This is a genomic window from Rhodovulum imhoffii (assembly GCF_003046545.1).
GTDB classification, from domain to species: domain Bacteria; phylum Pseudomonadota; class Alphaproteobacteria; order Rhodobacterales; family Rhodobacteraceae; genus Rhodovulum; species Rhodovulum imhoffii.
Map to the genome: position 1 here is coordinate 93,257 of NZ_QAAA01000007.1, position 26,239 is coordinate 119,495.

General features: G+C 65.3%; 25 protein-coding genes and 1 other RNA gene. 11 read left to right on the top strand and 15 right to left on the bottom strand.

Going from position 1 to position 26,239, the window contains the following annotated elements:
- The first annotated feature begins 1 nt into the window (after position 1).
- Positions 2-1,684, top strand: a complete 1,683-nt coding sequence (locus tag C8N32_RS07555; RefSeq protein ID WP_107892046.1) for a magnesium chelatase subunit D — start codon at positions 2-4, stop codon at positions 1,682-1,684.
- Between the two features lie 4 nt (positions 1,685-1,688).
- Positions 1,689-2,558: an alpha/beta fold hydrolase BchO gene (gene bchO / locus C8N32_RS07560; protein WP_107892048.1), complete on the top strand. Its 870-nt coding sequence runs from the start codon at positions 1,689-1,691 to the stop codon at positions 2,556-2,558.
- Here bchO and C8N32_RS07565 read toward each other — a convergent pair.
- The 3 genes from C8N32_RS07565 to C8N32_RS07575 form a co-directional block, all read right to left on the bottom strand.
- Positions 2,555-3,490 carry an SH3 domain-containing protein gene (locus C8N32_RS07565; protein WP_107892051.1) on the bottom strand — a complete coding sequence of 312 codons (936 nt, stop codon included), beginning with the start codon at positions 3,488-3,490 and terminating at the stop codon, positions 2,555-2,557. The genes bchO and C8N32_RS07565 overlap by 4 nt on opposite strands.
- 3 nt (positions 3,491-3,493) lie before the next feature.
- Entirely contained in the window at positions 3,494-4,489 is a 996-nt protein-coding gene (locus C8N32_RS07570) for a GDP-mannose 4,6-dehydratase (protein WP_107892053.1), read from the bottom strand.
- A gap of 90 nt (positions 4,490-4,579) precedes the next feature.
- The gene (locus C8N32_RS07575; protein ID WP_107892055.1) at positions 4,580-5,092 is read right to left on the bottom strand and encodes a c-type cytochrome; all 513 of its coding nucleotides are present in this window, start codon (positions 5,090-5,092) and stop codon (positions 4,580-4,582) included.
- Positions 5,093-5,213: 121 nt separating this feature from the next.
- Between C8N32_RS07575 and C8N32_RS07580 the strand changes: the two genes are divergently transcribed.
- Positions 5,214-6,047 carry a prephenate dehydratase gene (locus C8N32_RS07580; protein WP_107892057.1) on the top strand — a complete coding sequence of 278 codons (834 nt, stop codon included), beginning with the start codon at positions 5,214-5,216 and terminating at the stop codon, positions 6,045-6,047.
- Here the strand turns inward: C8N32_RS07580 and C8N32_RS07585 are convergent.
- Complete coding sequence (locus C8N32_RS07585) at positions 6,041-6,502, bottom strand: SRPBCC family protein (RefSeq protein ID WP_170106754.1); 462 nt, start codon at positions 6,500-6,502, stop codon at positions 6,041-6,043. The genes C8N32_RS07580 and C8N32_RS07585 overlap by 7 nt on opposite strands.
- Before the next feature lie 294 nt (positions 6,503-6,796).
- On the opposite strand from C8N32_RS07585, the gene C8N32_RS07590 reads away from it, so the two are divergent.
- From C8N32_RS07590 to recR, 5 genes are all read left to right on the top strand, one after another.
- On the top strand, positions 6,797-8,716 hold the full coding sequence (locus C8N32_RS07590; protein WP_107892061.1) for a bifunctional 2',3'-cyclic-nucleotide 2'-phosphodiesterase/3'-nucleotidase: 1,920 nt from the start codon (positions 6,797-6,799) through the stop codon (positions 8,714-8,716).
- Positions 8,717-8,732: 16 nt separating this feature from the next.
- Positions 8,733-8,831: signal recognition particle sRNA small type (gene ffs / locus C8N32_RS07595), an RNA gene on the top strand.
- A 66-nt stretch (positions 8,832-8,897) separates the two neighbouring features.
- Positions 8,898-10,649: a DNA polymerase III subunit gamma/tau gene (locus C8N32_RS07600; RefSeq protein ID WP_107892063.1), complete on the top strand. Its 1,752-nt coding sequence runs from the start codon at positions 8,898-8,900 to the stop codon at positions 10,647-10,649.
- A 16-nt stretch (positions 10,650-10,665) separates the two neighbouring features.
- The gene (locus C8N32_RS07605) at positions 10,666-11,010 is read left to right on the top strand and encodes a YbaB/EbfC family nucleoid-associated protein (RefSeq protein ID WP_107892065.1); all 345 of its coding nucleotides are present in this window, start codon (positions 10,666-10,668) and stop codon (positions 11,008-11,010) included.
- The gene (gene recR / locus C8N32_RS07610; protein WP_107892068.1) at positions 11,010-11,609 is read left to right on the top strand and encodes a recombination mediator RecR; all 600 of its coding nucleotides are present in this window, start codon (positions 11,010-11,012) and stop codon (positions 11,607-11,609) included. The genes C8N32_RS07605 and recR overlap by 1 nt, the downstream gene beginning before the upstream one ends.
- A 3-nt stretch (positions 11,610-11,612) precedes the next feature.
- Here recR and C8N32_RS07615 read toward each other — a convergent pair whose 3' ends face one another.
- From C8N32_RS07615 to hemE, 10 genes are all read right to left on the bottom strand, one after another.
- The gene (locus C8N32_RS07615) at positions 11,613-12,047 is read right to left on the bottom strand and encodes a molybdenum cofactor biosynthesis protein MoaE (protein WP_107892070.1); all 435 of its coding nucleotides are present in this window, start codon (positions 12,045-12,047) and stop codon (positions 11,613-11,615) included.
- Complete coding sequence (gene moaD, locus C8N32_RS07620) at positions 12,044-12,292, bottom strand: molybdopterin converting factor subunit 1 (RefSeq protein ID WP_107892072.1); 249 nt, start codon at positions 12,290-12,292, stop codon at positions 12,044-12,046. The genes C8N32_RS07615 and moaD overlap by 4 nt, the downstream gene beginning before the upstream one ends.
- A 1-nt stretch (position 12,293) precedes the next feature.
- Positions 12,294-12,863 carry a CDP-diacylglycerol--glycerol-3-phosphate 3-phosphatidyltransferase gene (gene pgsA, locus C8N32_RS07625; protein ID WP_107892074.1) on the bottom strand — a complete coding sequence of 190 codons (570 nt, stop codon included), beginning with the start codon at positions 12,861-12,863 and terminating at the stop codon, positions 12,294-12,296.
- An 18-nt stretch (positions 12,864-12,881) separates the two neighbouring features.
- Positions 12,882-14,747, bottom strand: a complete 1,866-nt coding sequence (gene uvrC, locus C8N32_RS07630) for an excinuclease ABC subunit UvrC (RefSeq protein ID WP_107892076.1) — start codon at positions 14,745-14,747, stop codon at positions 12,882-12,884.
- 289 nt (positions 14,748-15,036) lie between these two features.
- On the bottom strand, positions 15,037-15,819 hold the full coding sequence (locus tag C8N32_RS07635) for an SDR family oxidoreductase (RefSeq protein ID WP_107892078.1): 783 nt from the start codon (positions 15,817-15,819) through the stop codon (positions 15,037-15,039).
- The gene (locus tag C8N32_RS07640; RefSeq protein WP_420853790.1) at positions 15,816-16,772 is read right to left on the bottom strand and encodes a calcium/sodium antiporter; all 957 of its coding nucleotides are present in this window, start codon (positions 16,770-16,772) and stop codon (positions 15,816-15,818) included. Before C8N32_RS07640 ends, C8N32_RS07635 begins: the two co-directional genes overlap by 4 nt.
- A 7-nt stretch (positions 16,773-16,779) precedes the next feature.
- Positions 16,780-16,950, bottom strand: a complete 171-nt coding sequence (locus tag C8N32_RS14950) for a hypothetical protein (RefSeq protein WP_170106755.1) — start codon at positions 16,948-16,950, stop codon at positions 16,780-16,782.
- A 3-nt stretch (positions 16,951-16,953) separates the two neighbouring features.
- Positions 16,954-17,754 (bottom strand): S49 family peptidase, encoded by an 801-nt coding sequence (locus tag C8N32_RS07645; protein ID WP_107892148.1) that lies wholly within the window; start codon positions 17,752-17,754, stop codon positions 16,954-16,956.
- 61 nt (positions 17,755-17,815) lie between these two features.
- Positions 17,816-18,904 carry a glycosyltransferase family 2 protein gene (locus C8N32_RS15540; RefSeq protein ID WP_420853791.1) on the bottom strand — a complete coding sequence of 363 codons (1,089 nt, stop codon included), beginning with the start codon at positions 18,902-18,904 and terminating at the stop codon, positions 17,816-17,818.
- Positions 18,905-20,168: 1,264 nt separating this feature from the next.
- Entirely contained in the window at positions 20,169-21,200 is a 1,032-nt protein-coding gene (hemE, locus tag C8N32_RS07655) for a uroporphyrinogen decarboxylase (protein ID WP_107892150.1), read from the bottom strand.
- 103 nt (positions 21,201-21,303) lie between these two features.
- Between hemE and hemC the strand changes: the two genes are divergently transcribed.
- Positions 21,304-22,254: a hydroxymethylbilane synthase gene (gene hemC, locus C8N32_RS07660; protein ID WP_107892082.1), complete on the top strand. Its 951-nt coding sequence runs from the start codon at positions 21,304-21,306 to the stop codon at positions 22,252-22,254.
- Between the two features lie 59 nt (positions 22,255-22,313).
- Here the strand turns inward: hemC and C8N32_RS07665 are convergent, their stop codons facing one another.
- Positions 22,314-22,973, bottom strand: a complete 660-nt coding sequence (locus tag C8N32_RS07665; RefSeq protein ID WP_107892085.1) for an arylesterase — start codon at positions 22,971-22,973, stop codon at positions 22,314-22,316.
- Between C8N32_RS07665 and C8N32_RS07670 the strand changes: the two genes are divergently transcribed.
- Positions 22,972-23,661 (top strand): ABC transporter ATP-binding protein, encoded by a 690-nt coding sequence (locus C8N32_RS07670; protein WP_107892087.1) that lies wholly within the window; start codon positions 22,972-22,974, stop codon positions 23,659-23,661. The genes C8N32_RS07665 and C8N32_RS07670 overlap by 2 nt on opposite strands.
- Positions 23,658-26,162 (top strand): ABC transporter permease, encoded by a 2,505-nt coding sequence (locus C8N32_RS07675; protein WP_107892089.1) that lies wholly within the window; start codon positions 23,658-23,660, stop codon positions 26,160-26,162. The genes C8N32_RS07670 and C8N32_RS07675 overlap by 4 nt, the downstream gene beginning before the upstream one ends.
- Positions 26,163-26,239: the final 77 nt, after the last annotated feature.

Genomic DNA, 26,239 nt, shown 5'->3' on the forward strand with positions numbered 1-26,239 from the left:
CATGACCCCGTGGGAGCGGGTTGAAACGGGCCTGGCCGCGCTGGCGGTGGACCCGGACGGTCTGGGCGGATTGTGGTTGCGCGCCCGCTCCAGCCCCGTACGCGACCGCGTCACCGGGGCGCTTGGGGTCATCGACCTGCCGCAGCGTCGCCTGCACCCCGCCATCGGGGATGAGCAGCTCTTCGGCGGGATCGACCTGACCGCGACGCTCGGCACCGGGAAAGTCGTGGATCGGCCCGGCCTGCTTTCCACCCCCGGACTGCTTGTCCTGCCGATGGCGGAACGGACCTCCCCCGGCCTGGCCGCACGGCTGGCCGGGGCGCTGGACAACAATATCGGCCATTGCCTGATCGCACTGGACGAAGGCGCGGACCCGGACGAGGCCTTGCCCGCCGCGCTGGTGGACAGGCTGGGCGTCCACATCGACCTGGAAGCCCTGCCCTGGGGGGAGACGGACCCCCTAACCTACGACACGGACGCCCTGGCCCGCGCCCGCGCCCGCCTGCCCGGTGTAACCGCGGAGGCCGGCATTCTGCAGGATCTGACCGTTGTCGCCATGAAGCTGGGTATCGACAGCCTGCGTGCCCCGATGCTGGCGCTGCGCATGGCGAAGGCACTCGCCGCCATCGCCGGGCAGGACATTGTCGAGGTGGAGGAGGTCGCCGCCGCGGTCGAACTGGTGCTCGCCCCGCGCGCCACGCGGTTCCCGCAAGACCCCCCCCAGGAGCCGGAGCAGGACCAGACCCCACCCGAACCCGAACCGCAGGATCAGGACCAGGGCGACGACGGCGAACAGACCCTCGAAGACCTACCCTTGCAGGACATCCTGCTGGAGGCTGCGCAGGCTGCCCTGCCCGCCGATCTTCTGGCGCAACTGGCCGCCGGAAAAGCCAACCGCGGCGCCAGCGGCAGCACCGGCGCCGGAGCGCGGCGCAAGGGCAACCGCCGCGGCCGGCCGATTCCTTCCCGCCGGGGACGGATGGACGGTCAGTCGCGCGTCGATATCATCTCCACCCTGCGCGCCGCCGCACCCTGGCAGACGATCCGCCGCCGCAGTGCCCGCCATGAACAGGCGCTCTACATCCAGACCGATGACATCCGCCTGCGCCGCTACGAGGAAAAGAGCGATCGGCTTCTGATCTTCGTCGTCGATGCCTCCGGCTCAGCGGCGATGACCCGGCTGGCAGAAGCCAAGGGCGCGGTGGAGCTGCTTCTGGCCGAAGCCTATGCGCGCCGCGACCATGTGGCGCTGGTGGCATTCCGGGGCGAAGGGGCGGAGCTTTTGCTGCCGCCAACCCGCTCGCTCGTGCAAACCAAGAGACGGCTGGCCGCGTTGCCAGGCGGCGGCGGCACCCCTCTGGCGGCGGGGCTGAAACTGGCGCTGGAGGTCTCGGCTCAGGCGTCCGGGCGCGGGATGACGCCAACCATCGCCCTGCTGACCGACGGGCGCGCGAATATCTCCCTGGAAGGGACCCCCAACCGGGCCGAAGCCGCCGAAGACGCCCGAAAAATGGGGCACGCCCTGCGTCTCAACGGCCTTCCGGCGATGGTCATCGATATGGGCATGCGTCCGGAGCGCAGCCTCAAGGCGCTGGCCGAAATCATGGCCGCCCCGTATATCCCCCTGCCCCGCGCCGACGCGAACCGCCTGTCCTCGGCGGTATCGGCGGTTCTGGAAAGCTAGGCCGATGGAGTGGCGCACGGATGGCGCAGACTGGCCCAACAACCAGTTCTCGCGTTTTGTGCGCCACCGGCCCCATTACTGGCATGTGCAGCAGGCGGGCGCCGGTCCGGTCGTACTTTTGCTGCACGGCACCGGCGGCTCCACCCACAGCTGGCGCGACATGATCCCCCTGCTGGCGCGGAATTACACCGTCGTCGCGCTGGATCTGCCCGGGCAGGGCTTCACCCGCATGGGCGCACGCCAGCGCTGCGGGCTGGACAACATGAGTACCGACATCGCCGGCTTCATGGCAGGCGAAGGGCTCTCACCCGCGGCGATCATCGGCCATTCGGCGGGTGGGGCCATCGCGCTGCGCATGGCCGGCCGGATGGATCCCGCGCCCGGGGCTGTTGTGGGGATCAATGCGGCGCTGTCGAATTTCGAGGGCGCGGCTGGCACGCTTTTCCCGATGATGGCACGGATGCTGTCACTCAATCCTTTCACGGCATCGATGTTCGCCCGGTTCACAGCCACCGAAAGCAATGTGAAGGCACTGATCGGGTCCACCGGCAGCGAACTGACGCCTGAGGGGCTGGCGCTCTATCGCCGGCTCATCAGTGACCGGCACCACGTGGACGCGACCCTGACCATGATGGCCCAATGGTCGCTGGAAGGCCTCCAGGCCGACCTGCCGGAAATCTGCGTGCCAACCCTGTTTGTCACCGGGGACAAGGACCAGGCTGTTCCCCCCCGCGTGGCCGAAAGCGCGGTGGCCCGGATGCCGAGGGCCGAGCATGTCCGCTTTGCCGCGCTGGGGCACCTTGCCCATGAAGAAGCGCCCGAGGCCGTCGCCATGTCGATCACCGCCTTCCTTCGGGCGCAGGGCGTGGGTTAACCGCCGGTCATCACCGCCTCGGCGATCTCGATCCAGGCATCGCCAATCACAACGGTGAAAAAATCCACTGCGTGTGAAATCTGCATCGACGCGCCTCCGTCGTATCCGGTGGGCATGTGGTTTTCAAAGCGGATCACCCGTTCCGCCCCACCGGGCAAGGTGACGTTTATGGTCCCGCTCCCGTCACCCCGGCGCATCGCGCCAAAAGGGCATTCCGCGTCCTGCCCGGCGACGGAACAGCGTAAACTGCCGGTGGCGTGATAACCCGTACCGGGAACCAGCGCATCCGGCCCCGACGCCTCTGCCAGGAACTCCCCGGCCACCCATCCGTCATGCATCCCCTGTGCGACGTTGCACCAGCGGCGACCCTCGGCAAAGATACAGCCCTTGTTTTGAAGGATGTCGCCCGACTGGAACCAGCTCAGCGCCTCTGCCCGCAGCGTTGGCGCGCCGCGCAGGTTCAGACGGCCGCCGGAAGAATTCAGCCGGACCTTGTAATAATCCGGTCCGCCGGACAGGCCATCCGCGAAATCCGGTCCGAACAGGCTGACATCCAGTTCGAAATCGCTGCCTTCCCCCCGCCGGGCGGCAGAACGCATCAGGTAAACACGCAGCCGGTAGGCCCCGCTTTCGGGCAGGGCGCCGATAAAGCTGTTGCCCTGACTCGACCCGACGAACAACGCCACGGAGTCCTCTCCCGGCGGCAGGATGTTGAAATAGGCGCTGTCGTTGGTCGCGCTCAACGTCGCCTGGATCACCTGCCCGGCGGAAACTTCCAGCGTGTAATCGATAATCTCGTAACCCACGATTCGCCCCGTGACCGCGGCCGTGGTTTGCCCCTGCGTGAAAGACAGAGGTACAGTCGCGATCTCCCCGCCCTGCGCCACGAGAGGCGCCAGACAAAGCAGCGTGCGAAGAAGAGAGCCTTTCATGATTTATTTCCCGTAATAGTCGCGGAACCACGCGACGAAATTGGCAACCCCTTCACGGAACGGGGTTTTCGGGCAATAGCCGGTCAGACGCCGCAACAGGGCCGCGTCCGCCCAGGTTGCGGGGACATCACCCGGCTGAATCTCCATGTAGTTGCGGATCGCGGGGCGGCCGATCTCGGCCTCGATTGCGTCGATGAAATCCAGCAGGCGCACTTTTTCGGAATTGCCGATATTCACCACCCTGAACGGTGCCACGGGGCTGAGGCTGTCGTCCTCCACCGGCGTGTCGCCGGGTACGGCATCCATCAGCAAGCGTATTCCCCGCACGAGGTCGGAGACATAGGTGAAATCCCGATACATGTCGCCGTGGTTGTAAACGTCGATCGGGCGGTCTCGCAGGATGGCATCGGTGAACTTGAAAAGCGCCATGTCCGGGCGCCCCCACGGGCCATAAACGGTGAAAAAGCGGAACATCGTCACCGGCAGGCCGTGCAGGTGGGCATAGGTATGGCCCATGGCTTCATTGGCCTTTTTCGTGGCCGCGTAAAAGGACATCTGCGTATCGGCCTTTTGCGTTTCGGCATAGGGCATATCGGCATTTGCACCGTAAACGGAGCTGGTCGAGGCCATCAGAAGATGCGCGACATGGTGGCGGCGGGCGGCCTCCATCACGTTAAAGGTGCCGATGACGTTGGCGTCGATATAAGCGCGCGGGTTTTCGAGGCTGTAGCGCACCCCGGCCTGCGCGGCGAGGTGGACGATGACATCCGGCTCACACGCATCCACCGCGGCGGACAGTGCCGCATCGTCCTCCAGCAGGGCCTCGGTCGCGGAAAAGCCGGGGGTCTGGTGCAGCATCGCGTGACGCCGCTGCTTGAGCGTGACGTCATAATAATCCGTCATCCCGTCGAAACCATGCACCTGCATGCCCTCGGCCAGCAGGAGTTCGGCCAGATGATACCCGATGAACCCGGCGGTACCGGTGACAAAGACCTTCATGCGCGCCCTTTCCCCTGACCCGGCATCTGGCCGGGAGTCGGGTGCCGGTATAGGCCTCTGGCCTTACCCGCGCAACGGCAGGGCGTGCGGTTACTGGGCCTGTGACCGGAGGTAGGCGATCACGTCCGCACGATCCTGCGCCTTGGGCAAACCCGCGAAGGTCATCGTGGTTCCGGGGGCAAACCCGCGGGGATTTTCGAGATAGGCGAAAAGCGCCTCCGGCGTCCAGGCCTCGGTGGTGCCGTCCAGCGCACCGGAATAGCCGAAGCCCTCAACCACGCCGACCGCCCGACCCACGACCTGATAAAGCGTCGGTCCGGTCAGGTTCACACCCGGATCAACCTTGTGGCAGGCCTGGCACTTCTTGAACACGCGCGCACCGGCATCGGCATCGCCGGAGGCGAGAATTTCCTCAACCGTCCGTTCCGGTTCTGCCGGGGCGGCCTCGGCCTCTTCCCCTCCGGGGGCCACGTAGGCCTGCGCGCCTTCCCCCGGCGCCGGCATCCGGTAGAGTCCTTTGGCGGCCATGTTGACCACGACGAAAATCAAAAGCGCCCCGCTCAGCGCGGCAAAAACCTTGGTGAAGGCCAGTGTATCAGACATATCGCGTTCCCATCGCGTCTTTCCCCAGCCCTTTCCTATGCGCTTCCCCTTCGGATTGGCAAGGTGTAGATACATCTGCAATCGGGGCCCTTCCCCCGCGCCGCTACGTAAGAGACAGAAAATGACCGGACGGATCGCCTTCCAGGGGGAGCCGGGAGCCTATTCCCACCAGGCCTGCCGCGACGCGCGCCCCAAATACGAACCCATGCCCTGCCGGACCTTCGAGGACACAATCGAGGCCGTGCGCAAGGGAGAGGCCGAGCTTGCGATGCTGCCGGTCGAGAACTCCACCTATGGGCGCGTCGCCGACATTCACCAGCTTTTACCCGAATCGGGTTTGTTCATCGTGGATGAGGCCTTCGTGCGGGTGCACATCAACCTCCTCGCTCCTCCAGGCGCACAACTGGATTGCGTGGAAAGCGCCACCAGCCACACGGTTCTCCTGGGTCAGTGCCGGGATTTTCTGCGCGAACACGGCATTGCCCCGGTAACGGGGGCCGATACTGCGGGTTCCGCCCGGCTGATCGCAGATCTGGCCGATCCTGCTCGGGCGGCTTTGGCCTCCGATATTGCGGGGGAAATCTACGGCCTGGACGTTCTGGCCCGCCATATCGAAGATCATGACCGCAACACCACCCGCTTCCTGCTGATGTCGCGGGAAATGGATCTCAAGCGCAGGGGCAGATCCGGCATGATGACGACCTTCGTCTTCCGGGTGCGCAACATTCCTTCGGCGCTTTACAAGGCGATGGGCGGCTTCGCCACCAACGGTGTAAACATGACCAAGCTGGAAAGCTACATGGTCAACGGGACCTTCGCCGCAACGCAATTCTACGCCGATATCGAAGGCCACCCGGATGACCGCAACGTCGCGCTGGCGCTTGAGGAACTGGAATATTTCACCACGCATCTCAACATCCTGGGCGTGTATCCGGCAGATCCGCGCCGTCACTGACGGGCGGTCTGCTCGATCTGGCGGGCATAGCGGGCGATGCCTTTCTTGAAACGTACATTCAGGTTCGATTTCACCAACCGCAAGGTCTGCAAGAACAACCGCGCCGACATACCCTTCGGTGACAGGTCGATCTGCACGGCAACCCGCGTTCGCCGGGGCGCAAGCGCCATCAGTTCGATCTCGGACCGGCACTCCAGCCCTCCGGTGCGGGAAAAGAACGTCAGAGCGCTCGGCGGTTCATAAACCAGCAATTCCGAAGCCATGCTGCGCCGCTTGCCGCGGTAATCGAAGTCGATCTCCCAGGCCATCCCCTTTGCCGGGGCAGGCATTGTGTCGGTACGTTGCAGCGTCGCCCCCCAGCGTCGCCCCTTCCGTTCCAGCGCGTCGAAATCGGAAATTTGCGCGAAAACCTGATCGATGGGGGCCTCGACATCCTCCCGGGTTGAAAATTTCATTCGGACCATCCCTTTTATGCCTCACGAACAGTTTTGCCCGGCTGCGGGCGCGGGTCAATCCGGCGATTCGCTTTCCCCCGTCCGGAAGACCGGTGGGGTGTGTCCGCCTGGCCGCACCGGCGGCGCAACTGCCGCGACAGGTGTCAATCCCGCCCTTTTTCGTATATCCGTCCTCCCAATCACACGGTCTTGCTTCCCGGCGGAAATCCCCCCCGATGATTGAAAGGCCCGGCCGCGTGATCCCGAACCTCAATCGCCGTGCCTTCAGGCCGGCATAGCCGTGGGAAGGCGCGGATGACGTTGCATCCCTTCTCGGTTCAGGCCCGTCCCTGCCAGGCCCATTTGCGCCTGCTGGAAACGACCGATCTGCATGTCCATGTCTTTCCCTACGATTATTATGCCGACAGGCCCACGGATACCATCGGGCTGGCGCGCACCGCGCGCCACGCGGACCACCTGCGAAAGGGGGCCTCCAATTCGGTGCTCCTGGATAACGGAGACTTCCTGCAAGGGACCCCGATGGGCGACTACATCGCCCATGAAAAGGGCTTGCGGGCGGGCGACGCGCACCCGATTCTCGCAGCGATGGCGGCGGCCGGAGTCGAGGTCGCGACCGTGGGCAATCACGAGTTCAACTATGGTCTCGATTTCCTTCTGACGGCATTGGCGGGCGCGGATTTTCCGGTCGTCTGCGCCAATATCGCCACCCGGCAGGGAGCGACGGCGGTTCAGGACACGACCCTTCTGCCCCCGTTCGTGATACTGGAGCGCCCCCTGACCGATGGCACGGGCCGGCAAAGGCCATTCCGGCTTGGGGTGATCGGGTTCACTCCGCCGCAAATCCTGACCTGGGATCGCCGGAACCTGGAAGGTCGCATCGTCGTCCGCGATATCGTGGATACCGCCCGCGCATTTGTTCCGCAGATGCGCAAACAGGGCGCGGATCTGATCGTGGCACTGGCTCATTCCGGCATCGGTGGCAGCGGCGCCTGGGGACGGCAGGAAAACGCTTGTATCCCGCTGGCCGCCGTGGACGAAATCGATGTGGTGTTCGCCGGACACCAACACCTTCTTTTCCCCGGCTCCTCCTTCAGCGGGTTGCCGGACGTCGATGCGCAGGCGGGCACGATTCACGGCAAGCCGGCGGTGATGGCGGGGTGCTGGGGTTCGCATCTGGGGGCGATCGACCTTCTGCTGGAACACGGGTCTGACGGCTGGCGCATCGCGCGCCACGAGACGACGCTGCACCCCATCGCCCGGCGCCACAACGGCAAGGCCACCCCCTTGGTGGACAGCGCCCCGCATGTACTTGCCGCCGCCGCCGCCGCCCATGACGCCACCCTGGCTTACATCCGCCGCCCAGTGGGACACACACGCGTGGCACTTCACAGTTACTTTTCGCTGGTGGCCGATACCCCCTCGGTGCAGATCGTCGCCGATGCACAGCTTTGGCACATGCGGCAGATGCTTGCGGACACGGAGCACGCCGGGCTGCCCCTGCTTTCCGCTGCGGCGCCCTACAAGGCCGGCGGACGCGGCGGCCCGGAACATTTCACCGAGGTTGCGCCGGGCGGCATCGCCATGAAAGATATCGCAAATCTTTACTATTACCCCAACACCGTGTGTGCGGTGCGTATCACCGGCGCGCAATTGCGCGGCTGGCTGGAACGCAGCGCGGGCCTGTTCAACCAAATCCCGCCCGGTGCACGGGATGCGCCGCTGCTCAACCCCGATTTTTCCTGCTACAATTTCGACACGATCAAGGGGGTGAGCTACGAGATCGACGTCTCCCGGTCGTCCAGGTTCGACCCTCTCGGTGCCATGGCCGACCCGCAGGCCCGGCGAATCCGCAACCTGCGCCATGCAGGCCGGCCCGTGACCGGCGACATGGAGTTCATCGTCGCCACCAACAGCTACCGCGCCGGGGGCGGGGGCCATTTTCCCGGCGCAGACGGCAGCACCATCGTCTTCTCCGCACCCGACACCAACAGGGATGTGCTTTTGCGCTACATCCGCGCGCAGGGGGTCGTGGGGTCCGCAGCGGACGGCAACTGGTGCCTGGCACCGCTGCCGGACACCACCGCCACCTTTGAGACCAGCCCCCGCGCCGCCAGGCTTACCGGCGATGTTCCCCTCCCCCTGACCCCCGTGGCGACGACAGGTGGCTTCACGCGGTTCCGAATCCGGCTGGAGGGTTGCGAATCCGCGCCGTGACGCCTATGTACCGGGATGAGAGGTTGGCGCGGGCGAGCGCCTCGCCAACCCGGTCAGGTCCGGAAGGAAGCAGCCGTAACGAGCCCCGTTCGGGTCGCTGTCCAACCTCTCACCTTTCCCGCAATCAACTGGACGCGACCGCCGCCAGCGCCTACCCTGTGGCGCGACAGCGAGAGGACCCATGCCCGATACCCCCTACCAGGTGCTTGCCCGCAAATACCGCCCGGCCAGCTTTGCCGACCTGATCGGGCAGGATGCAATGGTGCGCACGCTCCGGAACGCATTCGCTGCCGAGCGTATCGCGCAGGCTTTCATCATGACGGGCATCCGCGGCACGGGCAAAACCACCACCGCGCGGATCATCGCAAAGGGCATGAACTGTATTGGTCCCGATGGGACCGGCGGCCCCACCACCGACCCCTGCGGTCAGTGCGAGCATTGCGTTGCCATCGCGGAGAGCCGTCATGTCGACGTTCTGGAAATGGACGCCGCCTCCCGCACCGGGGTCGGGGACATCCGCGAAATCATTGACAGCGTGGCCTACCGGGCGGCCTCTGCCCGCTACAAGATTTATATCATCGACGAGGTTCACATGCTTTCGACCAGCGCCTTCAACGCGCTGCTCAAGACGCTGGAAGAACCCCCCGCCCACGTAAAGTTCATCTTCGCCACCACCGAAATCCGCAAGGTGCCGGTAACGGTTCTGTCGCGCTGCCAGCGGTTCGACCTGCGCCGGATCGAACCGGAGGTGATGATCGCGCATCTCAAACGGATCGCCGGGGCCGAGGGCGCCCCCATCGCCGAAGACGCCTTGGGCCTGATTACCCGCGCGGCAGAAGGCTCGGTGCGCGATGCGCTCAGCCTGCTGGACCAGGCCATCTCCCACGGCGCAGGCGAAACCACGGCCGATCAGGTACGTGCCATGCTCGGCCTGGCGGACCGCGGCCGGGTTCTGGACCTTTTCGACCTGATCATGAAGGGCGCCGCCGCAGAAGCCCTTTGCGAATTGTCGGCCCAATACGCCGACGGGGCCGACCCGCTGGCCGTCCTGCGGGATCTCGCGGAAATCACCCACTGGCTGAGTGTGGTGAAGATCACCCCCGAGGCTGCCGACGACCCGACCGTCCCCCCCGACGAACGCCGCCGCGGGCAGGACATGGCCGGACGGCTGCCGATGCGAGCCTTGACGCGAATGTGGCAGATGTTGCTGAAGGCGCTGGAGGAGGTCTCCGCCGCGCCCAATGCGATGATGGCCGCCGAGATGGCGATCATCCGGCTGACCCATGTCTCCACCCTGCCCGCCCCCGAAGACCTGCTGCGCAAGTTGCACTCCCTGCCCCCTCCGGGGCCGGGCGGCGGGGCCGGCGCACACGGCAACGGAGGGGGGAACACCGTACGCCAGACCCACGCCGGGGGCGTCTCCGCGGGCGCGGCGCCCCAGGGGAGCGGGCCGGTGATGCAGGCCACGGCGCCCGCGCAAGTCCCTCAGGCCGTCCTGGCCACCTATGCCCGGTTCGAGGATATCGTGGATCTGATCCGTGCCCAGCGCGACGCGAAACTCCTGATCGAGGTCGAAACCTGTTTGCGGCTGGTCAGCTACAGCCCCGGCCGCATCACGTTCGAACCCACGCCCGACGCCCCGATGGATCTGGCCTCCCGGCTGGGCCAGAGCCTCCAGGCCTGGACGGGCGCGCGCTGGGGGGTTTCGGTTGCCGGATCGGGCGGCGGGGCCACTCTCTCCGAGATTCGCGAAGAAGAAACCACCGCCCTGAAGGCGGCTGCGGAAAAGCATCCGCTGGTCAAGGCCGTTTTTGCCGCCTTCCCTCAGGCCGAAATCACAGACATAACTCCCCCCGCAGACCTTGCCGCGCAGGCCGCCGAAAACGCCCTGCCCGAGGTTGAGGAAGAATGGGACCCCTTCGAAGACGACTGATCCAAAGGAGACACGCATGTTCAAAGGTTTGGGCGGCATTGGCGACATGGCCAAGATGATGAAGGCCGCGCAGGAAATGCAGGGCAAGATGGCCAAGCTTCAGGAAGACCTGGCCAACACCATGGTGACCGGCGAAAGCGGGGCCGGGCTGGTCAAGGCCACCGCCACCGCGAAAGGCACTCTGACAGGGCTGGAGATCGACCCGTCGATCTTCAACGCCGAAGAGAAGGAAGTGGTCGAAGACCTGATCCTGGCCGCCATCAAGGACGCCCAGGAAAAGGCCATGGAAAAGACCCAGGAAGAAACCCGCAAGATGACCGAGGACATGGGCCTGCCCGCAGGCATGAACCTGCCGGTCTGATGCCCGGCCGGAACCGCGAGATCGAGGCGCTGATCGAGATGATGGCACGGTTGCCGGGGCTTGGCCCCCGGTCGGCCCGCCGCGCGGTTCTGCACCTGATCAAAAAGCGCGCCGTGCTTCTGGGGCCCTTGGCCGATTCGATGCACAAGGTGGCGGCCACGGCGCGCGAATGTTCTGTCTGCGGCAATATCGGGACAACCGATCTCTGCGAAATCTGCGCCGATCCGAAACGCACGAACGGCGAACTTTGCATCGTCGAGGATGTCGCGGATTTATGGGCGATGGAACGCGGTGGCGCTTTCAGGGGCCGCTACCACGTTCTGGGCGGAACTCTTTCGGCGCTGGACGCCATCGGCCCGGAGGAGTTGCGTATCCCCCAGCTTGCCGCCCGCGTCGCGGCAGAGCATATTTCCGAGGTCATCCTTGCCCTGAACGCCACGGTCGATGGCCAGACCACCGCCCATTATATCGCGGACGAACTGGCCCCGACGGGCGTGCGGGTGACATCTTTGGCACAGGGGGTCCCCATCGGCGGGGAACTCGACTACCTCGACGACGGAACGATCAGCGCCGCCCTGCGTGCGCGCAAAGGAATCTGACCCTTACCAGCGGGTCAGGGCCTGCTCATCCGCGTCCCGCGCCGAGACCCAGGCTTCCCCGTCGCTGCGGATTTCCTTTTTCCAGAACGGTGCGCGGGATTTCAGGTAATCCATCAGATATTCAGCTGCGGCGAAGGCCTCGGCCCGGTGCGCGGCAGAGGTGGCGACCATCATGATCGCCTCCCCCGGTACGAGCGGGCCGTAACGATGAATGATCAGACCCCCGACAAGCCCCCAGCGGGCAGACGCCTCTTCTGCGATTCGGGTCAGGGCGCGTTCGGTCATACCGGGGTAGTGCTCTATCTCCATGCGCTGCAAGCTGCCCTCACAGTCACGCACGATACCGGTGAAGGTCACCACGGCCCCGGCCCCGGCCCCGCCGAAGGCGGCGGCCTCGGCGGCGAAATCGAACGGCGCGCGCTGAACCCGGACTTTCATCCGCCCGTCATCGGCGGAAAGAACGCGACCTCCCGCACACCGGCCAGCGGCGCATCGAAATCGGTCAGGTCCTGATCCACCGCCACACGCAGGGCAGAGAGATCCGCGAAAGCGGCGGCATAACGCGCCTCACGCAGTTTCAGTTCCTCGACCAGATCGGCCACGGTGGCGGCACGGGTGTCCACCCGCTCTCTCGGCAGGCCGATGCGCTCCCGCACCCAGGCAAAATACAGGATCTCGATCATTTCATTCCCTTTCCCTCAGAAAGGGTAACGCCTTTGCAAAATAATCCCAACCGGTAAGGAGCGTCAGCGCCCCCGCCGCCCAGAGCAGCGCAAACCCGCCCCATTGCGCAAGACCCGCCAGCCAGCCGCCAAGCAGCCCCTGTGCCAGAAGTACCGACACCGCCACCATCTGCACGGTGGTTTTCCACTTGGCCAGCTTCGTGACCTTCAAAAGCCCCGCCTGCGTCCCGAGAAATTCCCGCAATCCGGAAACGAACACCTCCCGGAAAAGAATGGCCGTCGCGGGGACCATCAGCCAGGCATTCGCCCCCCATAACGCCATCAACGTGCCCAGTGCGATGACAACCATCGCCTTGTCGGCAATCGGGTCCAGCATCGCCCCGAAACGGCTGGTCTGGTTCCATTTGCGGGCCAGGTAACCATCCAGCCAGTCGGTGACAGAGGCCCCGGCGAACAGAACCAGCGCCCAAAGGTCGGCCTCCGGGCGCGGCAGCAGCACGAAGGCCAGCGCCAGCCCCGGCGCGGCGAGCAGACGAAAAACCGTCAGGATATTCGGAAGTGTCCAGGTCATGGGAGGGGTGATAACGCGTCAGCCTTGATCATGGAAGAAGCCATAGATGGTTTCGGCAAGGCTGTCGGAAATGCCCTCCACGGCCTTGAGATCCGCCAGCCCGGCGCGCGACACGGCCTTGGCACTGCCGAAATGGGCCAGCAGCGCACGTTTGCGGGCTGTGCCGACGCCCGGAATTTCCTCCAGCGGGGTCAGGCCCATGGCCCTGGCACGTTTCGCCCGGTGAGTGCCGATGGCAAAACGGTGGGCCTCATCCCGCAGGCGCTGAATGAAATACAGCACCGGGTCATTATGGCGCAGCGCGAACGGGCGGCGGCCGGGGCGATGGAATTCCTCCTTGCCGGCATCGCGGTCGATCCCCTTGGCCACGCCGACCATCGGGATGTCGGATACCCCCAGGTCGGCCATGCTCCTTGCCACAGCGCTGACTTGCCCCGCACCGCCATCGATCAGCAAAAGATCCGGCCATGTCTCGCCCGCGCGGTCGGGGTCCGCTTTCAGAAGGCGTTGGAAACGGCGGGTCAGGACCTCTTGCATCATGCCGAAATCGTCCCCCGGAGTCAGGTCGTCGCCGCGAATGTTGAACTTCCGGTACTGGCTTTTCAGAAACCCTTCGGGTCCGGCAACGATCATCCCGCCAACCGCGTGCGCGCCCTGGATATGGGAGTTGTCGTAGACCTCGATCCGCCTCGGCGGCGCGGGCAGATCGAACGCCTCGGCAAGGCCGGCCAGCAATTTGCCCTGCGCCACGGTTTCGGCCAGCCGCCGGCCCAGGCTTTCGCGCGCATTGCGCAAGGCACTGGCCACCAATTCATACTTTTCCCCGCGCCGGGGCACCGCGATACCGACCCTGCGCCCGGCCTTTTCGCCCAGCGCCGCAGCCATCAGGTCACGATCCTCGATATCGTGGGACAAAAGCAGCAGCCGCGGCGGCTGCTTGTTTTCGTAGAACTGACCCAGAAAACCCCGCATGACCTCCTCCGGTGCAGCCCCGGAACCGGTGCGGGGGTAGTAATCACGATTGCCCCAGTTCTGGTTGGCGCGGATGAAAAAGACCTGAACACAGGCCTGCCCGCCATCCATGTGCAGGGCGATCACATCCGCCTCGGCCACACTGCGGGGGTTGACCGCCTGAACCGACTGCACCTGCGTCAGCGCCCGGATACGGTCGCGCAGGGCAGCGGCGCGTTCGTATTCCAGCCCGTCCGAAGCCGCCTGCATCTGCGCCGCCAGACGCTCTTGTATCCCGGTGCTCTTGCCGGCCAGGAACCGCTGTGCATCACGCACGGCCCCGGCATAGTCCTCCTGGCCGATCTTGCCCACGCAGGGGGCGGAACACCGCTTGATCTGGTACAGAAGGCAGGGGCGGGTCCGGCTGTCGAACACTGTATCGGTGCAGTTGCGCAGCAAAAACACCTTCTGCAACTGGTTCAGGGTGCGGTTCACGGCACCGGCACTGGCGAAAGGTCCAAAATATGCGCCATCCTCCCGCTTCGCGCCGCGATGCTTGGCAATCTGGGGAAAGGGATGTCCGGTCGTGATCAGGATCTGCGGGAAACTTTTGTCATCGCGCAGCAAAATGTTGTAATGCGGCCTGAGCTGCTTGATGAGGTTCTGTTCCAGCAGCAGGGCTTCGGTTTCCGTCCGCGTCGTCAGGAACATCATCGACGCGGTCTCGGAGATCATCCGCGCAATCCGGGCGCTGTGGCCCGTGGGCTTGGCATAATTCGCCACCCGCTTCTTCAGATTGCGTGCCTTCCCGACATACAGTACCCGCGCCTGCGAATCGAGCATCCTGTACACACCGGGGGAACCATCCAGAAGCGGCAGGTAAGACTGGATGCATGTGTGCCCGGTCGGGCTGGAGGCGGTCTGGTCAGTCATCTGAGCGGATGTGATTCCGGTTTTGGGCTGCAATGATACGCGGGTCCCGATCAAGGGAAAACATGTCCACGGTTTCTGTGGAAAACTTTGTGGGCAACTGTTCGGGTATCTGAATTTTTCCTTTTTTTCGGCCCGCTTCCATGGTCTGCCTATATTTTAGGCAACTTTTTAATCTCTTGATATAAAATCATTTTTTTTAATTCATGACGTAAATGTTTAGAAAAGTTAACAAATTCAAGACATCCCCGAAACATCCTCTCTCCGGTGGAAAAGATTGACCTCCGATGTTTTATTCCAAACCCAGGACATCCGGCGTCTGCCAGCCGAGATGCTGGCCGCCATCCACGCACAAAAGCTGCCCGGTCACCGCCGGCGCGTTCAGGAAATACTCCAGCGCAGCGCAAATTTCTTCCGCGTCGGCACCACGCTGGAGCAGCGTCGCCCGGCGCTGGCGCCGGAAGTGATCCACGCTCTGCCGGCCGCCACAAAGGGTCGGCCCCGGACCGATGGCATTAACCCGGATTCCTGGCGCCAGAGCCTGCGCGGCCGTACGCGTAAACGCCCAAAGCCCCATCTTTGCCAGGGTGTAGGTCATGAATTCCGGCGTCAGCTTGCGCACCCGCTGATCCACCATGTTCACCACCAGGCCATTGGCGACAGGCTCACCGGCGGCATCGGTCGTATACGGTGGAATCTGCGCGGCCAGGGCCTGCGTCAGAACGAAAGGCGCACGCAGGTTCGACTGCATGTGCCGGTCCCAGCTCTCACGGGTCGCGGTGGCAAGATTGTCGTATTCGAAGATAGAGGCGTTGTTCACCAGAACGCTAAGCGGTCCGCCCAGCGCATCCGCCGCACGCGGAACCAGACCGGCGGCCTGTGCGTCATCCAGAAGGTCGGCCGACAGGGCCACACCCGCGCGCCCCATGCCCCGGATCTCTTCCACGACGGCATTGGCCTCGGACCCGGCGCTGGCATAGTGGACCGCAACATCGTAGCCGCGCCCGGCAAGATGCAGCGCCATCGCCCGCCCCAGACGCCGCCCCGCCCCGGTCACCAGCGCGCGACAGGTCATGTCAGCACCAGGACGATGTACCCGCCATAGAGCATCAGGAAGAGCGCGCCCCAGATCCGGCCCAGTACCCAGCCGCGGAAGACGAACGGTGCCAGCAGCACGGATGCCCCAATCATGACCCAAAGATCGAAGCGCAGCATTTCCGCCGGAACCGGGATCGGCCCGATCAGGCTGGCGATACCGACGATGCAAAGCAGATTGAACATGTTGGAGCCGATCACGTTCCCCAGCACCACATCCGCCTGCCGGCGCAGTGCCGCCATGACCGAGGTTGCGAGTTCCGGCAAAGACGTACCCACCGCCACCAGAGTCAGGCCGATGACCGTCTCGCTGACCCCGACGGCGCGGGCGATGTTGATGGAACTGTCCACCAGCAGGTCGGCCCCCAATGGCAGGCCGGCCAGCCCCACCCCCGTGTAAAACCCGATCCGCCCCCAGGACAGCGATGAATCCGCGCCTTCGATCTCGCCCTCTTCGGCGGCAAGACCGGCCGACTCCCGCCGATGCCGGCGCGCGATCAGAAACGCGTCCGCCAGGACCACGCCCAGCCCGGCCAGAAGCGCAATCCCGTGCGGCCAGCGAAAAGAACCCGTCATCGCCAGCGACAAGAAAAACAGCGAGGCGGCAAGCATCATCACGTAAGTCCGACGCGTATCGCACTGATCCGTGCGAATGACGCTGATCAGCGCCGGAATCCCCAGCACCAACAGAACGTTCGCCGTGTTCGACCCCACCACGTTGCCAAGGCCGATGCCCGGTGCGCCATCCAGAACCGCCTTGACTGTAATCAGAAGTTCCGGCGCAGAGGTGCCGAAGGCCACAACCGTCAGGCTGACGATCATGGCGGGGACGCCCAGGCGCAGGCTGAAATTCACCGCGCCCTTCACCAGAAGATCCCCCGCCAGCAGCAGAATGGTCAGACCGAGACACGAGAACACCAGATCCATGGCCATGGACTTGTTACTCCTTGCGGCAGGGGCATCGGCCCTTGCCCAGAACATGGCGCCCGCAATCGGGGCATTTTGCGGGTTTGTTCAGGCGGACACGGCCTACACCGGGCAAGCGCAAACGACCGAACATGGCCAACACCATCATGCCGATGAGAAACAGGGAAACGACCTTCAGGATCATGACTTACAACCCGTACCGCGCCCACATGAGTCGGGCCTCCGCCTCGTCGGCCAGCCCGGCCATCGCATGAACCCCCAGCCGAGAAAGCCAGCCACGCCGCACACCGCAGGCAACGAACTTCACCTTCTCGCCAAAGATTTCCTTCATCTTCGGCTCCATATGGGCAACCCCGTCGGCCAGCCCCAGATCCACCGCCTGCTGTCCAACCCAGACATCCCCGGAAAAAAGATCGGCGCCTTGTGCCAGCGTCGCACCCCGGCGCCCCTTGACATAGGCAATGAAGGCCGTGTGCAAGACCGCCTGCAATGCCTTGATGCGCGCGACATCGCCGGTTTTTTCGGGCAGGAACGGATCCAGCAGGTTCTTGGACTCGCCCGCTGTGTAGACGCGCCGCTCCACCCCGTGCCGCGCAAGAAGTTCATGAAAGCCAAACCCCGCCGAAATTACCCCGATCGACCCGAGGATCGAGTTTTCATCCACCCAAACCTCATCGGCCGCACAGGCAAGATAGTACCCGCCCGAGGCGGCGACATCCTCTACAAAAGCATGAACCGGCACGGCGTGCGCATCCGCCAGCCGCCGGATGCGCCGCGCGATCAGAGAGCTTTGCGCCGGCGATCCGCCGGGTGAGTTCACGATCAGCGCCACCGCCGCGGGCCTGCCCCGGCGAAACGCACGCTCCAGAACCGGGGCGAGGCCGGCATCGCTCAACCCGCTGCGAATCCGTGCCCCGGCGATCACCCCGGACAGGCGCACTACGGACACACGCGGTTTGTGCTTAATGAAGGGAAACCACCGTTGCATGTAGCGCATGTAGAACCTGCACCGCCCCAGAACAAGTGACAGCACCCAAAGCCGGGGGGGGTCAGTGACTGGGCGTACCTTTTTCCACGGTGAAAAAGAAGTTGGGCGGCAGATCCTCGCGCAGGATCTCGTCCGGCACGACATCCGGCCCGGCCAGGAACACCCCGGCCCCGAAATGTATGTGCAGACGGGACAGACGCTCCATCCGTGCGCTGGTGAGGTCCGCGTAAAACCGCGCGTAATTCGTCATCTGTCTGAGCGTCTCAATCCTCTCGCGGTGGCGCGCGACGCAATGGCGATGGGCGGCGGCGATGTCCGGGTCGGCCATCAGGCGGTCGTATTCCGCGCGCAGCAACGGCAGCCGGTCCTGGATCGACCTGTCCTCCTCGCCGTTGTTGTTCATGCGGAACCAGTAGGCCATGCCCTGATCGCGCTCGACATGGTTGACACGCCCCCTGTCGCGCTTGACGAGGAAGCTCTCGGCCGAGCGTACCGCGTAGTGGTTCAGCGTCACGAGATCATACCCCACCGTCGTATTGGTGGAGCGCCACGCGTTGCGATAAAACGTCTTCGGCAATCGGCGACCGGAGCCGTTGACCCAGTTGACCTCGTCCACCAGTTGCGGATGCAGCCCCTTGGGCCGGTGCACGCCCATCTTCTTGAACAGGCCGATATTTCGGTAAAGCGTCTTGACCCCCCACGCCTGGTGGGGTTTGCGGGTCATCCTGGGGGCGCAACGGGTGAATTGCCCGGTGATGAACCCGTCCCGGAAGGCGTGGATGTCCGAATTTCCGAACAGCCGCCAGGTCATCGAGATCATGTTGGCCTCCGGCACCGCGGCGCGCAGATCGGCGAGGCGCCCCTGACCCACATGGATGTTGATGTATTCATCGACATCCATACAGACCAGCCAGCCAGCCTTTTGCACCATCTCTTCGTCCTCGGCTGCGAAAAGTGCGGCATGCTGCGGCTTGAGCCGGACCTTGCGGTAAGGGTTGTCGCGACGCTGCACGATCCCCCTTGCCTGAAGCAGATCCAGGAGCTCATCCGTACCGTCGGTGCAATCGTTGGTATAGATCAGGAAATCGTCCACCCCGATGGCGCGGTGATAGGCAATCCATTCAAGAATGAAAGGCCCCTCGTTCTTCATCGTGGTAACGATAACGGTATGGTCGCGCCGCGAATGGCCGGCGATATTCTGTTCCGGCACGCGGCGGGGCCTGTGGTCGAAGGCGTCATGTGCCAGCGCCAACAGGCGGTCATCCTCGATCAGGCTGGACTTGGGCACGATCCGGGCCACCTTCGGGCCCCGGTGGCGAAGCGCCATGCACCGCACGAAAGGCCAGTGACCACCGGGCGGAACCCGCCCGACGCGAATCATCCGCCAAACCCCGTCGGCGGGGATGCGCACGGGCGCGATACACCAGCGCCCGTTCGACCCGATGGAATCGAACTGACGGCAGATGTGATCGCCAAAGGTTGCGTCTTCTCCGCTCCGCAACTGCCACGGATAAACGCGGCGGCCCACAAGCTGCACCAGGCCGCCGGGCACCTCCGACGCCATGTCGAAAGGGGTTGAGCCCTCATGCGGCATCAGCAGGTCGCTGATATCGATGTTCATTACGGCCCGGGCACGATTGAGAAACATGTCGCGCAGAAGCTCATAAATCCCCATCTCGCCCATCGGGGCCTGCCACGGGTCCGGGGCGGGGGCGGTCATGCGGTCCTTGCCCGGCGCGTCAGGGGCGTAATACGGATGCGCCTCCGGTCCGAGTCCGGGTTTGCCCAATGGCACATCGGCGGTCAGAAGCACCACATGGGACAGCCCCGGAATTGCCGCCGCCCGCAGGGCCTCGGCCAGGTCCCCATTCGCACCGGGGCGAACGCGATCGAGGATCAGGGCGGCCTGAAGTCCGAAATCGCGCGCGTGGTAGCCCAGCCAGTCCAGGACCAGCCGGGGAGCCTCGCCATTGCGCAGGGTCACGGCGGTGTTCAGCCCCTCGAACAAGCCGGTCTCCGGCATCTGCGGCTGTACTTGGGCCACCGCCCCCTTCAGCGGCACGGGGCACGGCCCATCGCCCAACCCCCGGCAGGTCAGGACCGGGCTGCCGCCGATGGTCCCGCTTTCGACCACCTCGACACCTTCAGGCGCGGCGACCGCCTCCGGCAGCGTGCCGTTTCGAAAGAAAAACCTCGTGCGTCCTTCCACCCCCGTCAGGCAGGCCAACAGCGTGCCCTCCGGCACGGAAAACGACTTGAGACAACGTTCTATGACTTTCACGGCACCACGCGCGTTGAAGTTTCCCCTGTTTTGGCCCGTATCGGCCTTGGTTCCAAGGGCTTTCCATACCGGAAACGCAAAAACGCCCCGGCGCAGGCGGCCCCGGGGCGTCGTGGCGCATCCCTGTACCGAATCAGCCGCGCAGGGCCTCCAGCATGATGGTGACGTTTTCGGGGTCGGCATCGGGGGTGATACCATGCCCGAGGTTGAAAATATGCGGCCCCCCGGAAAAGGCCGCCCTGATCCGCCTCGTCTCGTCGATCAGCGCCTGCCCGCCGGTGACCATCAGACCGGGGTTCATGTTCCCCTGCACACAGCCATCGGCCTGTACGTTGGCCGCCCCCCAATCCGCATCGATGGAATTGTCCAGCGCGACACAATCCGCGCCGGTGGCCTTGGCAAAACCGATGTATTTCTCACCCGCCTCACGCGGGAAGGCGATAACCGGCAAGCCGGGAAAGCGCGCCTTCATTTCCTGCGTGATCCGCCTGGCCGGCTCCAGCGCGTAGCGGTCGAAATCCTCGCCTTTCAGCGACCCGGCCCAGCTGTCGAAGATCTTCACGACCTCGGCGCCGGCCTCGACCTGTTTGGAAAGGTACTCGATCGTGGCCCCGGTCAGACGCTCCATCAACGCCTCGAAGGTTGCGCGATCCTCGGCCATCAGCTTGTGCGCGGGTCCCTGGTCAGGGGTGCCGCGTCCGGCAATCATGTAGGTCGCGACCGTCCAGGGCGCTCCGGCGAAACCGATCAGCGCGGTTTCCTCCGGCAGTTCCCGCGACAGGATGCGCACGGTCTCATAGACCGGCGCGAGGTGGTCGTGAATGTCGTCCTTTCCCTTCAGCTTCGCCATGTCGGCGGGCGTGGTGGTGGTGGACAGGCGCGGCCCCTCGCCGGTGACGAACCACAGGTCGGCCCCCAGCGCATCGGGAATCAGCAGGATGTCCGCGAACAGAATCGCCGCGTCGAAACCGTAGCGCCGGATCGGTTGCAGAGTAACCTCCGCCGCAAGATCGGACGTATAGCACAGCGACAGAAAGTCGCCCGCTTCGGCCCGCGTGGCCCGGTATTCGGGCAGGTAGCGCCCGGCTTGCCGCATCAGCCACACCGGAGGCACATCCTGCGTCTCCCCGGCCAGTGCGCGCAACAGTTTTTTGGTTTCCGCCATCTTGATCCCCGTATATTGCTGGCGCCTGTCGTCCCCTGCTTGCGTCAGCATGTCAAGACGGGGCGAGTTGTCAGGACGACGTGACGCGATTAGAGGTAGGCGCATGGCTATCACACTTCCTTCCCCCGCTTCACCCCTGAAGATCGGCACGCGCGGTTCGCCGCTCGCGCTGGCGCAGGCTTACGAAACGCGCGAACGGCTGATGAAGGCGTTCGACCTGCCCGAGGAGGCGTTCGAAGTGGTGGTCATCAAGACCACCGGCGACAGGGTCCTGGATCGCCCCCTCAAGGAGATTGGCGGCAAGGGCCTGTTCACCAAGGAGATCGAGGATGCGATGCTGGAAGGCCGCATCGACATCGCCGTCCATTCCACCAAGGACATGCCGGTCGAACAGCCCGCGGGCCTGATCCTTGACACCTACCTTCCGCGTGAAGACACGCGCGATGCATTCGTCTCCAAATCGGTGAAACGGCTGGCGGATCTCGACGAGGGCGCCGTGGTCGGCACCTCTTCCCTGCGCCGGCGCGCCCAGCTTCTCAACTACCGCCCGGACCTGAAGGTCGTGGAATTCCGCGGCAACGTGCAGACCCGGCTCAAGAAGCTGGAAGACGGCGTGGCGGTGGCGACCTTTCTTGCCATGGCCGGGCTGCGCCGCCTCGGCATGACGGACATCGTGCAATCCGCCATCGAGCCGGAAGAAATGCTGCCCGCCGTGGCGCAGGGCGCCATCAGCATCGAACGCCGTATCGACGACAACCGCGCCGCAGAGATGCTTGCCGCGATTCACCACACGCAAACCGGTCAGCGTATGGCGGCGGAGCGCGCCTTCCTCGCGGCGCTGGACGGATCCTGCGAAACGCCCATCGGAGGGTTGGCGGAACTGGACGGCACCACCATCCGGATGCGGGGAGAAATTTTACGCCCCGACGGGTCGGAGCGCATTGCCGACGCCATGTCCGCCCCCATCGCGGATGGCGCAAAAATGGGCCGTGAACTGGGTGAAACCCTGCGCGCCCGCGCCGGGGAAGGGTTCTTCGACTGGGTCGGGGCCTGACACGCATCATCACAGCATAGCCAGACGAACGCCGGGCGCTTCGCTTGCCCGGCGCGCCGTCATTCGGCCCGGTCGATCAGTTCCAGCACTTTCGGTCCCATTGCCTCAACGATCAGGGCGACCCCTTTGGCATTGGGGTGGATCCCGTCCGGCTGCATGTAAACGCGCATCGCCCCCTCACGGTCTGGTAAGTTGCTGATTCCTTTCAGAAAATTATCAAAATACAGAACCCCGTAACGGGCGGCGAGATCGGGATACATCGCATCGAACGCCGCCTTGTAGGCGGGGCCGTAATTGCCGGGCGCGGACAACCCCACCAGCAAGACCGCCACATCCGCGTCCTGCGCGGCCTTCAGAATCCCGTCCAGATTCGCCCGCGAGGCGGCCGGGTCAAGTCCCCGTAACAGGTCATTGCCGCCCAGCGCCACGATCATCGCATCCACCTCGGACACCAGGGTCCAGCCCACGCGGGACAGCCCCCCGGCGGTCGTATCCCCCGACACCCCGGCATTGATCAGTACCGCCTCCGCCCCGCGCGCGGACAGCCAGCGTTCCATCTGTGGCACGAACCCCTCCTCGGGGGGCAGGCCGTAGCCCTGGGTCAGGCTGTCGCCCAGCGCGGCAATGGTGACCGCCGGCGCCGGCCCGGCAAAAAGGTTGAGGCCCAGCGCCAGAACCCCATATCCAAGGAGAGGCACGCGCGAAAAAAGGTGTTTCATGGCCGATACGATCCTGTCCCTGAATAACGCTTCGCTGACGCTTGCAGGCAATGCGGGTCCGGTCAATATCCTGAACGGCATCACGCTGGACGTACGCGCGGGGGAAACCCTGGGACTTGTGGGACCGTCGGGATCTGGCAAGTCGTCCCTGCTGATGCTGATGGGCGGGCTGGAACGCGCCACCACCGGCTCCGTTACCGCGCTGGGCCATGACCTGACGACGATGGACGAGAACGCGCTGGCCCGCTTTCGCCGCCAGCATATGGGCGTGGTGTTCCAGTCCTTCCACCTGATCCCCACGATGACGGCACAGGAAAACGTGGCCACGCCGCTGGAACTGGCCGGCCACCGCGATGCGTTCGACCGCGCGGCGGAAGAATTGCGCGCCGTCGGGCTGGCGCACCGGATGGGACACTACCCCGCCCAGATGTCGGGGGGGGAACAACAGCGCGTGGCCCTGGCCCGCGCCGCCGCGCCGCGCCCGCGCCTGTTGCTGGCCGATGAGCCGACCGGCAACCTCGATGGTGCAAACGGCGCCGCGATCATGGATCTTCTGTTCGGCCTGCGCGAACGGTACGGGTCAACGCTGATCCTCGTCACCCATGCGCCCGAGCTTGCCGCGCGCTGCGACCGGGTGGTGCGGCTGTGCGATGGCCGGATCTCCCCCGACCGGAAAGCCGCCGAATGACCCCGCGCATCGCCTTTCGCATCGCCCGGCGGGAACTGCGCGGCGGCCTGCGGGGGTTTTACATCTTCCTCGCCTGCCTTGCACTGGGGGTGGCGGCCATTGCCGCCGTCGGTTCCGTACGGGACAGCATCCAGACCGGCCTGAAACGCGAGGGTGCGGTCCTTCTGGGCGGGGATGCGGAGGTCACGCTCACCTATCGTTTCGCCACACTGTCGGAACGCGCGTGGATGGAAGCCACGGGAGAGGTTTCCGAGGTGGTGGATTTCCGCTCCATGATCACCGTGGGCCAGGACCGCGCCCTGACACAGATCAAAGCCGTGGACGGGGCCTACCCGCTTTACGGACGGGTGGGGCTGGACCCCGCGATGGCGCTGGAGGACGCGCTGTCCGGAAACGGCGCGGTGATGGAGCGCGTGCTGGCAGACCGGCTGGGCCTTCGCCCCGGCGACGCGTTCCGCCTTGGCACCGCAAGCTACACCCTGTCCGCCATCCTGACCCGCGAACCGGACGCCGCCGGGGGCGGGTTCGGCCTTGGCCCACGGCTGATCCTGCGGACAGAGGCACTGGAGGGCTCGGGCCTTTTGCAGCCCGGAACGCTTTTCGAAACGAAGTACCGCCTGGCAATTCCGGACGCAGACCTGCCCGCCCTTCAGGCCGAGGCCGAGACCGGCCTTGCCGGGGGCGGTCTGCGCTGGCGCGATGCCCGCAACGGCGCACCGGGCATGACCGTTTTCGTGGATCGCCTGGCGGCGTTCCTCGTGCTGGTCGGGCTGGCGGGCCTGGCCGTGGGGGGAGTGGGGGTCTCCGCCGCGGTACGCGCCTACCTGGAACGCAAGACGCAGGTCATCGCCACGCTCAAGACACTGGGGGCCGAAAGCGGGACGATCCTGCTGGCCTACCTGATCCAGATCGGTGTTCTGGCGGGGCTGGGTATCGTGCTGGGGCTGGCTCTGGGGGCTGTGCTGCCGCTGACCCTTGGCCCGGCGATCACCGCCCGCCTGCCCGTCCCGGTGGAAATGGCCCTTCACCCCGCGCCCCTGATGGAAGCCGCCGCCTATGGCGTGCTGACGGCGCTTCTGTTCACGCTCTGGCCCCTGGCCCGTACCGAGCGCATCCGCGCCGCCGCCCTGTTCCGCGAGGTTTCCGGAAAGGCAGGCGGCTGGCCGCGCCCGGCCTATGTCATCGCCACGGGGGGGCTGGCCGTGGGCCTGGTGGGGCTGGCAGCCCTGTTCACCGGGGCCCCCCGGCTGGCGATCTGGGCTGCGGCGGGCATTGCCGGGGCGCTGGGCCTGCTGGCGCTGGCCGCGCTGGCCCTGCACCGGGGCGCGCGCTGGCTGGCACGGTGGCACGGCCTGCGGGGCCACCCGGTACTGCGGCTGGCATTGGGCGCGGTCGGCGGGCCGGGGGGAGAAGTCACTTCCGTCGTACTTTCCCTGGGGCTGGGGCTGTCGGTCCTTGCCGCCGTCGGGCAGATTGACGCCAACCTGCGCAGCGCCATCGCACAGGATATCCCCAAGCGAGCACCGTCCTATTTCGTGGTGGATATTCAGCCCGATCAGTTGCGCGGGTTCAAGGCGCGGGTTCAGAACGCCCCCGGCGTAACAAGACTGCAAACCGCGCCTATGCTGCGCGGCATCATCACCCGCATCAACGGCCAGCCCGCGCGCGCGGTGGCCGGCGACCACTGGGTGCTGCGCGGCGATCGGGGCGTCACCTACTCCGCCCGCAAGCCCCCGGACGTGCGCGTAACCGAAGGCGTATGGTGGTCCGAAACCCATGACGGCCCCCCGGTGATGAGCTTTGCCGCCGAAGAGGCGCGCGAGCTTGGCCTGAAACTGGGCGATACGGTGGATGTGAATATTCTTGGCAGGGATATCACCGCAACCGTCACCAGTTTCCGCGAGGTGGATTTCTCCACCGCCGGGATCGGGTTCGTGATGTCGATGAACCCCGGCGCGCTACAGGGGGCCCCTCACACGCATATCGCCACGATATACGCCCAGCCCCAGGCGGAGGCCGCCCTGCTGCGCGACCTGGCCAATGCCTATCCAAACATCACCGCTATCCGGGTGCGCGATGCACTGGACCGGGTGGGAGAAGTGCTGGGCGGCCTCGCGGCGGCGATTTCCCTCGGGGCGGGAATCACGCTGGCGGCAGGGGCGATGGTGCTGATCGGGGCTGCCGCGGCAGGCGAACGCGCGCGCCTTTATGAAGCGGCGGTGCTGAAAACCGTTGGCGCGGTGCGCCCGCAGGTGCTGGCCTCTTTCGCGCTGCGCTCGGCCCTGATGGGGGCGGCGGCGGGGGGCGTCGCGCTACTGGCCGGGGGGGGCGCCGGGTGGGCGGTGATGACCTTCGTGATGGAGGGCAGCTTTACCTTCCACCCCGGTTCTGCGGTCCTGATCGTGGGGGGCGGAGCTCTCGCAACCCTGCTGGCCGGGCTTGGCTTTGCGTGGCGGCCTCTGGCCGCGCGGCCCGCAACGGTGCTCCGCGCACAGAGTTAGAACCGCCGCGAACGGGCCCGATTCCCCCATCGGGCGGCTATCAAACGGCCGGGGCAGCGGGGATGCCGGCAGACGGC